Source organism: Faecalibacillus sp. H12, from assembly GCF_013361255.1.
In the GTDB taxonomy this organism is placed as follows: domain Bacteria; phylum Bacillota_I; class Bacilli_A; order Erysipelotrichales; family Coprobacillaceae; genus Faecalibacillus; species Faecalibacillus intestinalis.
Genome location: NZ_JABWDK010000007.1, coordinates 1 through 12,666, shown reverse-complemented (window position 1 = coordinate 12,666; position 12,666 = coordinate 1). Strand labels below are relative to the sequence as shown.

The following is a 12,666-nucleotide window of genomic DNA, read 5'->3' as shown; positions in this document are numbered from 1 at the left end:
ATGCCAAGAAGTCAATTTGATCAAGAACTTAATAAGATGCATGTTGATTTAGATAGAATGTGTCATCTTGTTGTTTTAGCTATTGAAAACTGTGTTACAGCTTTTAAGGAACAAGATTATGAACTTGCCCAAGATATTATTCATGGTGATAAACAAATTAATGATGTGGAAAGATCCATTGAAGCAAAATGTTTATCATTGATTTTAAAACAACAACCCGTTGCTTCTGATTTAAGAGATGTTTCAACTGCTTTAAAAGTAGTTACTGATTTAGAAAGAATTGGAGATCAAAGTGCAGATATTGCGGAATTGATTTTAGAAATGAAAGAAATGGATAGTTTCTTAATGATTGGTCATATTCAAGATATGGCAAAAATTGCAACTAAAATGGTTAAAGAAGCTTTAGATGCTTTCCATCAACATGACTTAAACCATGCTTTAGAAGTAAAGAAGATGGATATTAAAATGGATGAATTATTTGATCAAGTTAAAAAAGATATTATTCAAATGATTAAAGAATCAAATGATAAAGGTGATTTAACAATCAATTTCTTAATGATTGCAAAGTATTTTGAAAGAATTGGTGATCATGTTGTTAATATCTGTGAATGGATTGAGTTCAACCAAACAGGAAAACTTAACAATACTCGATTAATTTAAACCTCTTTATAGAGGTTTTTTTAGTTGTTCAAATATGTAAATACATTTAATTTATTTAAATATATTAAGTTTATCATGTGTTATTATTAGTATGCTTTTATTTTAAACAACTATCGAAAATAGTAGTTAAAAAAGAGCGACTATGATATAATTTTTCCGAATAGTTATACACGGCAGGTAGTTATCCTTGGTCGTTTAGATCGAAGGGCGTATTCTTCGTTTACATAGATATCCCTAGGAAAATATGAAAAGCGGAGGTGATGGAAATGACAGCTTATGAAGCTATCATGATTATGTTAGGTGCACTAACATTAATGATGTCGATAATAAGTATTGTTATTAAATTACTTCTATATATAATAGAAAATAATGCAAAAAAATAACTACCTCGAAAAGTTTTGGCGAACATTGAGGTAGTTATTTTTCTCAAGAAAATCCAAGGCTAGTCGTTTATGACTATTCCTTTTTTTCATTTATATTATAATTTATGATAATTTCTAAGTCAATATCACAAAATGACAGTTTAAAAAAAGCTTTTTATGCAAATAAATAGCATCTTGTGCAATAAATATATCATTAATGCTAATCAGCATATATAATTGTATTAATTAGGGAGGATTACCATATGAACAAGAAAAGAAATATTATAATTGGGTTAATAGTTTGTGTACTGCTTATGACAGTGGTATTTTTTGTTTTTAATCATGGAAAAAGTAATGAACAAGTTGTTACAGAATATTTTGAACTTTTAAAAAAGAAAGATTATAAACAAATGTATCAAATGTTAGACCAAAAGACAGTCTATACTCCTACACAAAAATATTTTATTGAAAAGCATAAAGAAATCTATGATGTAATAAATCCAAGTAAGATACAGGTAAAAGTAATAGATGAAAAAGATAATATGGTTCAATATCAAATATCGATGGATACTGTAGCTGGAAAAGTTAAATATAAAAATAAGATTGAAATTAAAAATGAACAAATTAAATTTAATAAGCAACTTATTTTTGATGAGTTTTCTGATAAGAACAAAGTAAAAGTGATTACGACACAACCTTATAGAGGGTATATTTTAGATAGAAATGGAAAATATTTAGCTAAACAAGGAAATGCTTATTCATTTGGTCTTGTAAGAGGAAAACTTAATGGTGAAAATGATTATGCACAAATAGCTAAGTATTTAGAAACGGATGTTGAAACCATTCAAAAGAAAATGAGTGCATCTTGGATCAAAGATGATTCTTTTGTACCTATTAAAAATGTATCAGAACAAGTAAAGAATCAATTGATTCAACAAGAAATTTTAAATATTAAAGGTGTTAAAATCAATACGATTTCTATGCGTGTTTATCCTTATGATAAAATAACATCTCATATCATTGGGTATGTCCAAAATGTTAATTCAGAAGACTTAAAAAAACATAAAAATGAAGGTTATACAAGTAATTCAATAATTGGTAGAAGTGGTATTGAAGCAACATATGAAAAAGAGTTACGTGGAGAAGTAGGTGGAAAAATTGTCATTGTTGATGAAAATAATAATGTCATTAAAACAGTTGCCCAAAAAGAAGCAAAAGATGGTAAAGATATTCGTTTAACAATTGATATTGATTTACAACAAAGTTTTTATAATGAATATCAAAATGATAAAAGTGCTTCTGTTGCTTTAAATCCACAGACAGGAGAAGTTTTAGCACTTGTTTCAACGCCATCCTATTCAAATAATGATTTTGTCTTAGGACTTTCAACAGATAAATGGAATGCTTTAAATAATGATAGTAATCAACCAATGATGAGTCGTTATAAACAAACCTATACACCTGGATCAACAATGAAGCCTATTACAGCAGCTATTGGTTTAGAAACAAAGACAATTGATCCAGATAAAGATTTAGGTGCTAAAGATAAATGGCAAAAAGATTCAAGCTGGGGAAGCTATTATGTAACAACATTACATGCTCCTTCACCTAATAATTTAAAGAATGCAATTACGTATTCAGATAATGTTTATTTTGCTAGAAGTGCGTTAAATATTGGAAAAGAGAATTTATTCAAATACTATAAAAATTTAAAGATTGCTGAAAAGATTCCTTTTGAACTGGCTTTAAATAGAAGTCAGTATATCAATAAAAATCAAAAAGTAAATGATCAATTCATTGCTGATAGTGGTTATGGACAAGGACAAATTTTGATGAATCCTTTACAACTTGCAAGTATTTATAGTTCATTTGTCAATGAAGGATCAATTTATCAACCCCATATCGTTCAAGGAAAAACAAAAACATGGATTAAAAATGTCTTTTCTAAAGAAACATCACAAACAATAAAAGAAGATTTAATTAATGTTATTGCAGACGAAAAAGGAACAGGCCATAGTATTTATCATGATAATGTGACTCTTGCTGGAAAAACAGGAACAGCAGAAATCAAACAAAGCCAAAGTGATACCACAGGAACAGAACTTGGTTGGTTTACAGTAATGACGACAGATAGTAAACAACCTCTTTTAATAACAACATTGGTCGAAGATGTTAAAGATAGAGGTGGCAGTGGTTATGTTGTTGAACATACAAAAACACCTTTAGATTTATATCTTTCTAAGTAGGTAAAAACGATGAAGAATAAGATAGTTTTAAGTTATCGATTCATTATACTAGTTTATTATTTATTGGCTTTTTTGATTGTTATTATGAATATTAATCATTTAGAAAGGGTATTAATCTATTCTTTGATTTTAATCGTTTTGTTTGGTATTGTAGTGCATATTTATATATTGAATATTCCAAAATTATTGTTGTCAAATAAGTATATTGAAAAGAATTTATCTACAGTAAAAGAAGCGATAGATAAAATTCATAATAAGTCTATTAATGACAGTTTAATAACAATATATATTTTTCTTTTAGAAATTTCTAATTATAAAGAAGAATATCAAAACTTTGTAGAACAAAATAGTAAAAGAATTTTTGATGAAAAGCAAAATAGACATTGGTATACTATAAAATTACAATATTATTATAATTTGAATAAAAAAGATGAATATTTAAAATTATATGATCCTCAATTGGATAATAAAGTTAAAAACCCACTTTTTAAAATCATGTATCTCATTTTAAATGAAGAATATGAAGAAGCTCTTGAATTATCAAAGAAGGTTACAAGTCAACAAAAAGACATAGGATATATTATGAAGTTATATTATAGAATTATTTGTTTAGAGCATTTAGAAAAAGAAAATGAATTGAATGATTGTATTAATGAGATGGTAGAATTCAATGATCAAATACATTATGTTAAAGAAATTAAAGATAAGTATAAAAAATAATAATATGGTATACTTCTTTTCGTAACTTTATTTAGAAAGAAGTGAAATATGAATGTTAATAAAGATAGTAGATGATGATCAAGTTTTTGCTAAAAAGATAGAGAGTATGGTGTATGATGGATTTAAAGATATTTTTCTTGATTATTCAATAGATTGTATAACAAGTCATTTTGAAGATCGTTATTTTGAAAAAGGAGATATTTTCTTTTTGGATATTGATTTAAAAGAAAAAAATGGCATCAAAATTGCTGAAAAAATTAGAGAGAACAATTCTAATGCAATTATTATATTTGTTTCAGCAATGAATGATATGATTTTTGATTCATTAATTGTACAACCTTTTTACTTTATTAGAAAAGATAATTTTGATAGAGATATGAAAATCGCATGTACTCTAATTCAAAAATATATTAATAAAAATCATAAAATTATTACTTTTGATTTTAATGGTAGAAAAACCTCTATGCAATTATCAGATATCATTTATTTAGAATCCTTTTTACATGAAATTACGATTCATGCACCATTTAATGATTATAAATATTCGAGTACTTTTAATAAAATGATGTCACTTATTAATTCTACGAATATCATTAGAATTCAAAAATCCTATGCAGTTAATTTATTTTGGGTTAAAGAAATTTATAAAGAAGAGTTATTATTGAGAAATGGAGTTACTTTAAAGATTGGAAAGAAGTATCAACAAGATGTAATTGCATCGTATAAGGAGTATTTATTAAAATGATGTATTTCTTTTTAGATTATTTAGAAGTGTTATTAGGCTCCTTATTGATATGTGTCTTTTGTGATATAGAGGATAAGAAAAGATTTTGTTTAATAACATCTATTATTAATTTTTTCATTATGCAGTTCTTACAAAAATATAATTTATTTGGGAATGTGCTAGTGTATGCCATAGGTATTATAAGTTTTATTTTTGTCTCTTTAATGAAAAAGAAATTTGTTCTTTTTAATTTTATTCTTTGTATATTGCCTTCGTGGATTTCTGTTTTTACTTCAACATGTGTTATTCTTTTAATTAAAATAGTTTCACATCTCTCTGTTGTTGAAATCATGGAATCCTATAAAATAATAGTTATGTTTACAGCAAGGATTTTGTTTTTTGTAATCATTATAATAATTGAAATTTTTAAATCTAAAATAAATAATGCAATCATTGAAAAAAATAAATTTTTATTATCAGTAATCATGATGCTGATTTTTGGAATATATGTCATTTTGTTAAATAATGTAGGCCACATGCAAAAAACAATAGATGATATCTATTTAGTTTTACTTTTGTTAACAGTTTTATTTTTTGTGGTATGTATTTTATTTATACATATGACACGACTCTATAATGAAAAAACAGAATATGTGTTAAAAAATAAAGAATTGGAATACATAGAAAAAAATAAGTCTTTAGTTCATTATCTTCATGATAATGTTATGAAAATACAGCATTCGTTAAGATATGGATTAATTTTGATAGAAAATAATATAGATGATCAAAAATATGAAGATGCTAAACATCAAATAGAACAATTTTATGATTTATTAGATAATAAAATAAATATTATGACGAATAATTATATATTTGATACTTTGTTAAATGATTATATTTTTCTCATAAATTCTAAATATAATGCCAAAGTAAAATCATTGATCAATATAGGAAATGATTCCTTTTTTAAAGATGTAAATAATTGTACAGAAATAATAACTATTATCTCCAATTTCTTTGAGCAATCAGATAAAACATATTTAGAAATAAAATTAATTGAATATGGAACATATATTGAATTAGATTTATTCGTAGAAAGTAATTTTGATAAAATAAATGATGATACCAATATTGATTACTTTGATGATTATGCACATCTAAGAAGAATTTTTGATAAATAATAAAAAGTACTTATACAAGCAGCATGGTATAAGTTCTTTTATTTCTAATCAACTTTTAACCTAAACTTAACATAACCACCCCTTTGCTATGTTAAGATAATGTAAAGGATGTGGAAATAATGAAAGAATGTATATATGTAGTAGAAGATGATGAAAATATTAGAGAAATTATAGATTTAGCTTTAACAAGTGCAGGTTATACTGTTAAACAATATTCAAATGCTTTAGATGCTTTAGAAAATATGAAAACAGATCAAGTGGATCTAGCTGTTTTTGATTTAATGTTACCTGGCATTTCAGGAATTGATGCTATAAAAAAGATACGTGAAACTGATCAAGAATTACCTATTTTGATTTTAAGTGCAAAAGATCGAGAAATTGATAAAGTCAATGGTTTAGATAGTGGTAGTGATGATTATATGACCAAACCATTTGGTGTTTTAGAGTTACAAGCTAGAGTACGTTCTTTGCTTAGAAGACATGCTCCTAAAGCAGCGCCGATTATTGAAAGTCAAACCTTAAAAATTGATAAACAAACAAGAACAGTGATGCATAATGGACAAGTCATGGAACTTACAAATAAAGAATATCAGTTACTTCTTTATTTAGTAGAAAATCATACACGTGTAGTCGAAAGAGATGAAATTTTAAATCATATTTGGGGTTATGATTTTATAGGTGAATCAAGAGTTTTAGATGTGCATATTCGTGCTTTAAGAGCTAAATTGGATGATGATGGAAGTAAGTATATTAAAACTATTAGAGGTGTAGGATACCGCTATGTTGAGGAAGTGAAATAAGATGAATAAAGCTCTATTTAAATATTTTGCAACAGTTTTAATTATTACGTTATTATTTTCTTCAAGTGTTTCAATGGTGATTCTTTCTGATCAAATGATGCAAACAACAAGAAAAGATATGTACTATACGGTAAAGCTTGTAGAAAATCAAATTGATTACCAAAAACCATTAGAAAAACAAATAGATAAATTAAATGATTTAGCTTATACAAAAGATACACGTTTAACAATTATTGATAAAGAAGGAAATGTTTTAGCGGATAGTGATAAAGAGGGAATTCAAGAAAATCATAGTGGACGTAGTGAATTTAAAGAAGCTTTAAGTGATCAGTTTGGTTATGCGACACGTTATTCTTCAACTGTTAAAAAGAATATGATGTATGTGGCTTATTATCATCGTGGTTATGTTGTTCGTATTGCGATTCCTTATAATGGTATCTTTGATAATATAGGACCACTTTTAGAACCATTATTTATTAGTGCTGCTTTATCATTATGTGTTGCTTTAGCTCTTTCTTATCGTTTTTCTAGAACACTTACGAAACCATTAGAGGAAATTAGTGAAGAGGTTTCTAAAATCAATGATAATCGTTATTTAAGTTTTGATCATTATCAATATGATGAATTTAATGTTATTGCGACAAAGCTTAAAGAACAAGCAGATACAATAAGAAAAACACTAAAAACTTTGAAAAATGAAAGATTAAAAATAAATAGTATTCTTGATAAAATGAATGAAGGGTTCATTTTATTAGATACAAATTATGAAATACTTATGGTCAATAAAAAAGCTAAACAACTTTTTAGTGATAAAATGAAAGTGAATCAACCTATCCAAGATTTTATCTTCGATCACCAAATTATAGATCAATTAGAAAATATCGGTGTAGAACCTAAAATCGTTACTCTAAAAAAAGATGAAGAAGTCTATGATTGCCATCTTGCTAAAGTAGAATATGGAGTGACTTTGCTCTTTGTAAATGTTACTGAATCTGTTAATGCTACAAAAATGAGACAAGAATTTTTTTCAAATGTTTCTCATGAACTTAAAACACCTATGACATCCATTAGAGGTTATAGTGAATTATTACAAGCAGGAATGATTGATGATCCTAAAGTAAGAAAACAAGCATTGGATAAAATACAAAAAGAAGTTGATCATATGTCACAATTGATAGGTGATATTTTAATGATTTCAAGACTTGAAAACAAAGATATTGAAGTCATTAAACATCCTGTTCATCTCCAACCAATTGTTGATGATATTTTAGAATCATTAAAAGTAGAAATAGAAAAAAGAGAAATTACAGTAGAATGTGATTTAACATCACAAACTTATCTGGCAAATCATCAACACATCCAACAATTGATGAACAACCTTATTAATAATGCTGTTAAATATAATAAACAAAAAGGAAGTTTAAATATTCATTCTTATCTTGTTGATCAAGACTACATTATTGAAGTAAGTGATACAGGTCGTGGAATTTCACTTATTGATCAAGGGCGTGTCTTTGAACGTTTCTTTAGATGTGATGCAGGGCGTGATAAGGAAACAGGTGGTACAGGTCTTGGACTTGCAATTGTAAAACACATTGTTCAATATTATAAAGGAACAATTCATTTAGAAAGTGAATTAGGTAAAGGAACAACATTTAAGGTTGTCTTACCAATCATTAAGGACTCATTGTAGTCCTTTTTTTTATGAAAAAGTATCTAACTTGATAAAATGTGTAATTTTACATATTTTATCAAGTTGAAGGGTGTTGTTACTCATTTTCAAGATATTTTGAATATGTTAAAATGTCATAAAAGAGAGGTAGAAAAAATGCTTCAACAAGAAAGACATGAACAAATACTGGCAAGATTAAATACAGAAGGAAAAGTAAAAGTTAAAGAACTCGCAAATGATTTCGAAGTCACAGAAGATTGCATTCGTAAAGATTTAACGGCTCTAGAAAAAGAAGGACTTTTAAAACGTATTCATGGAGGAGCTATGCAAGTAAGAAAGAATCTCCATGCTTACCATGTAGATGAACGTATGAGTGTACGTTTATCACAAAAGAAAATCATCGCGAAAAAAGCAGTTGAATTGATTGAAGAAAATACGGTGATTTTTTTAGGAATCTCTACAGTGAATTTAGAACTTGCCAAGTGTATTTATCAAAAAAATATATCACTTACAATTATTACAAATATGATTGATATTATGCAATTATTTAGACATGGGGAACATAAAGTAAATCTTATTTTCATTGGAGGACATTTTAATCGCGCTAAAGATGGTTTTATAGGTACTCTTGCAATTGAACAAATTCACAATTATCGTTTTGATCTTTCTTTTATCGGTACAGTAGGAATGAATATCCATGATGGAAAAGTAACCACATATGATGTCGAAGATGGTCTTACAAAAAAAGAAGTCATGGATGCAAGTAAAAAATGTTATCTTGTGGCCGAAAATGAAAAACTCAATTTAGATGGGAATTATGTTTTTGGGCATTTAAGTGAATTTACTGGATATATTGGTGAACAAGAGTTAGGAAGTCCTTTTAAGGAAAAAATAATGGAGTATGGATTAGAAATCATTTAATGATTTCTTTTTTTATAAAAAATCAATAAAACAATTATTGAAATTTATTGTTTTATTGATTTATAATAGTCTTGTAATAAGAAAAAACAATAAAAGGAGGCGTGTTATGAATTGTTTATATCAAACAAAAAGAATTTCTGATTTAAAAGAAAAGATGTTGAGCAGTAAACGTTATGCTTCTATTGAACAGGCACGAATCATTACACGTGTTTATCAAGAAAATGAGAAATTATCTCTTCCTAAAAAAAGAGCTCTTTCTTTAAAAGCAGCATTAGAGGAATTAGAGATTTCTGTTGAAGATGAAGAGTTGATTGTTGGAAATCGTACAAAGGGTATACGTTATGGTGTTGTTTTTCCTGAAAGTGGTTGTTCGTGGATCAATCAAGAATTTGAAACGTTACCAACAAGACCACAAGATCAGTTTTTAGTAAAAGAAGAAGATATTAAAGAATTTAGAGAAAAGATTTATCCTTATTGGAAAGGAAAATCTTTAGAAGATGCAATTAAAGGAACTTATGGAATAGAAATTAATGAAATAAGTAAAGTGGTAAAAATTAATCAAAAAGATCATGCTCAAGGTCATATTTGTCCTGATAGTGCTTTATGGTTAAAACTTGGTCCTCAAGGTTTAATGGAAAAAGCAAAAAAAAAATTAAAGAATTGTAAAGATGAACAAAAAGAATTTTATGAATGTACGATTCTTGTATTAGAAGGGGCAGTTCATTTTATGCAAAGATATCATGATTTGATTGAAAGTGAAAAAATCGAATCATTAAAAGAAGTGGGAAAGATTTGTATGAAGCTTTCTAAAAGACCTCCAGAAACTTTTCATGAAGCGGTGCAATCTTTGTGGTTTTTATTTGTGATATTACATATGGAATCCAATGCTTCTTCTTTTTCACCAGGGAGAATGGATCAATATCTTTATCCTTATTATCAAAGAGATATAGAAAAAGAAATTCTTACTAAACAAGAAGCTTTAGAAATATTAGAATGTTTGTGGTTGAAATTTAATCAAGTTGTTTATTTAAGAAATCAAAATAGTGCTAAATATTTTGCTGGATTTCCAATTGGTTTTAACATTGCTATTGGAGGTGTAGATGAAAAGGGAAATGATACATATAATGATCTTTCTTTACTTTGTTTAAAAGCACAAGAGCATTTAGGATTACCACAACCTAATTTATCTGTAAGACTTAATAAAAATTCTAGCCATGAATTAATGCAAGCTGCTATTAAAGTTGTTTCACTTGGAAGTGGTATGCCACAATTTTTCAATGATGAAGCTATTATTCAACCAATGATTGAAGATTTAGGAATTGAAGAAAAAGATGCACGTAATTATGCTATTGTTGGATGTGTTGAACTGACAACACATGGCAACAATTTAGGATGGTCTGATGCAGCCATGTTTAATTTAAATAAAGCATTAGAACTTACTTTGAATCATGGAAAATGTTTACTAACAAAGCAACAAATAGGATTAGATTTAGGAAGTTTAGAAACATATCAAACTTATCAAGATTTAGAAAATGCTTTTCAAAAACAAATTGATTATTTTATTGATAAAATGATGGCTGCAGAAAAGATTGTAGAAAAAGCACATCAAGATTATTTACCAACAGCTTTTCTATCTACTGTTATTGATGATTGTTTAGAAAAAGGATTAGATGTTACTAAAGGTGGAGCTAAATATAATCTATCTGGTATTCAAATGATTCAAGTAGCCAATCTTGTAGATTCTCTAGCAGCTATTAAACAACTTGTTTATGATGATAAAATGATAAGTCAACATGATTTATTAAATGCTTTACAAGAAGATTTTAAAGGCTATGAAATCATGCAAACAATGCTTTTAAATAAAGTGCCTAAATATGGAAACGATGTAAAGTGGGTCGATGAGCTTGGAAATCAATGGGCATGTTACTTTAGAGAAAAGATGAAACGTTATACAAATTATCGAGGAGGTCCTTATCATACAGGAATGTATACTGTTTCTGCACATGTTCCAATGGGTGAAAATGTAGGAGCATCACCAGATGGCAGAAATGCTTTAAAACCACTTGCTGATGGAGGTATGTCACCTGTCTATGGTAGAGATCTACAAGGCCCAACAGCTGTTTTAAAATCTGTTTCAAAACTTAATAATTCATGTACGACGAATGGTGGTCTTTTAAATATGAAATTCTTACCAGAATTTTTTAAAACAGAAACAGGCTGTTTGAAATTTGAAAATTTCTTACGTGCTTTTGTAGATTTAAAAGTACCTCATATACAATTTAATGTTGTTAGAAAAGAAGATTTGCTTGATGCTAAAGTTCATCCTGAAAATCATCAATCATTGACAATTCGTGTTGCTGGTTATACAGCATACTTTGTTGAACTTGCTGGCAAGCTACAAGATGAAATTATTGAAAGAACAACTTATGAAAATATCTAAAGCATTGGTTTTTGATATTAAAAGATTTGCAATACATGATGGGAGTGGTTTAAGAACAACAGTTTTTTTTAAGGGATGTCCACTTCGTTGTCTATGGTGTCAAAATCCAGAAGGATTAAACACTCAAAGACAAGTCATCTATTTTAAAAATAAATGTATTCATTGTAGATGTTGTCAACAATTCAAAGAACAAATTAATTATCAAAATGATCGTCCGTATTTTCAAAATCATCAAGACTTTGATCAAGTTATTAAAACATGTCCTAGTGGTGCTATTCAATACGATAGTCAAGAGTATACTTTAGATAAATTAATGAATAAAATTAAAGAGGATGAAGTTTTCTTTCAACATGGAGGAGGTGTTACATTTTCTGGTGGAGAACCCTTTATGCAAGGTGAATTTCTTATTAAAATTTTAAAAAGATGTCAGAAAGAAAAGATTCATACAGCTATTGAAACATCATTTTATACATCATTAGAACTTATAAAAAAGGCATTGCCTTATTTAGATTTAGTTTATATAGATTTAAAAATATTTGATGAGCAAAAACATCAAGCCTGTACAAATGTATCATCACAACTTATTAAAGAAAATATTCGTTATGTTTTACAAAGTGAATATAAAGATAAAGTGATCATTAGAACACCACTGATTCCAACAATGAGTGCAACGGATGAAAATATTCATCAAATCGTAAAATTTTTAATTCAAATAAATCCAGAAGTAAAATATGAGATGCTGAATTATAATCCTTTAGCTTCAGCTAAATATGAACTTGTGAATTTAAAATACGGATTAGAATCATATCAAATGTTTACCAAGCAACAAATGCAACATTTTTATGATGTTGCTTTACAAGCAGGAATAAAAAACTTAATAAAAGAATAGGAGAAAAGAAAATGGAATTTATAATTGATACAGTAAACTTAGAAGATATAA

General features: G+C 27.3%; 10 protein-coding genes. All 10 read left to right on the top strand.

The window, feature by feature from the left end; genetic code table 11:
* The 10 genes from phoU to HUU89_RS06765 all read left to right on the top strand — a co-directional run bounded on the left by phoU (position 1) and on the right by HUU89_RS06765 (position 12,615).
* Positions 1 to 660 carry a phosphate signaling complex protein PhoU gene (gene phoU / locus HUU89_RS06810; protein ID WP_175301349.1) on the top strand — a complete coding sequence of 220 codons (660 nt, stop codon included), beginning with the start codon at positions 1 to 3 and terminating at the stop codon, positions 658 to 660.
* 625 nt (positions 661 to 1,285) lie between these two features.
* Positions 1,286 to 3,268: a penicillin-binding transpeptidase domain-containing protein gene (locus tag HUU89_RS06805; RefSeq protein WP_175301348.1), complete on the top strand. Its 1,983-nt coding sequence runs from the start codon at positions 1,286 to 1,288 to the stop codon at positions 3,266 to 3,268.
* Between the two features lie 9 nt (positions 3,269 to 3,277).
* Complete coding sequence (locus HUU89_RS06800) at positions 3,278 to 3,988, top strand: hypothetical protein (RefSeq protein ID WP_175301347.1); 711 nt, start codon at positions 3,278 to 3,280, stop codon at positions 3,986 to 3,988.
* Positions 3,989 to 4,040: 52 nt separating this feature from the next.
* Complete coding sequence (locus tag HUU89_RS06795) at positions 4,041 to 4,733, top strand: LytR/AlgR family response regulator transcription factor (protein ID WP_175301346.1); 693 nt, start codon at positions 4,041 to 4,043, stop codon at positions 4,731 to 4,733.
* Positions 4,734 to 5,248: 515 nt separating this feature from the next.
* A complete protein-coding gene (locus HUU89_RS06790) occupies positions 5,249 to 5,893 on the top strand; it encodes a hypothetical protein (RefSeq protein WP_175301345.1) in 645 nt (214 codons plus the stop codon).
* 119 nt (positions 5,894 to 6,012) lie between these two features.
* Positions 6,013 to 6,693 (top strand): response regulator transcription factor, encoded by a 681-nt coding sequence (locus tag HUU89_RS06785; protein ID WP_032090836.1) that lies wholly within the window; start codon positions 6,013 to 6,015, stop codon positions 6,691 to 6,693.
* Between the two features lies 1 nt (position 6,694).
* On the top strand, positions 6,695 to 8,386 hold the full coding sequence (locus HUU89_RS06780) for an ATP-binding protein (RefSeq protein ID WP_175301344.1): 1,692 nt from the start codon (positions 6,695 to 6,697) through the stop codon (positions 8,384 to 8,386).
* A 135-nt stretch (positions 8,387 to 8,521) separates the two neighbouring features.
* Positions 8,522 to 9,286 carry a DeoR/GlpR family DNA-binding transcription regulator gene (locus HUU89_RS06775; RefSeq protein WP_118246028.1) on the top strand — a complete coding sequence of 255 codons (765 nt, stop codon included), beginning with the start codon at positions 8,522 to 8,524 and terminating at the stop codon, positions 9,284 to 9,286.
* Positions 9,287 to 9,392: 106 nt separating this feature from the next.
* Positions 9,393 to 11,726, top strand: a complete 2,334-nt coding sequence (locus HUU89_RS06770; RefSeq protein ID WP_175301343.1) for a glycyl radical protein — start codon at positions 9,393 to 9,395, stop codon at positions 11,724 to 11,726.
* Entirely contained in the window at positions 11,713 to 12,615 is a 903-nt protein-coding gene (locus HUU89_RS06765; RefSeq protein ID WP_119364371.1) for a glycyl-radical enzyme activating protein, read from the top strand. The genes HUU89_RS06770 and HUU89_RS06765 overlap by 14 nt, the downstream gene beginning before the upstream one ends.
* Positions 12,616 to 12,666 lie beyond the last annotated feature (51 nt).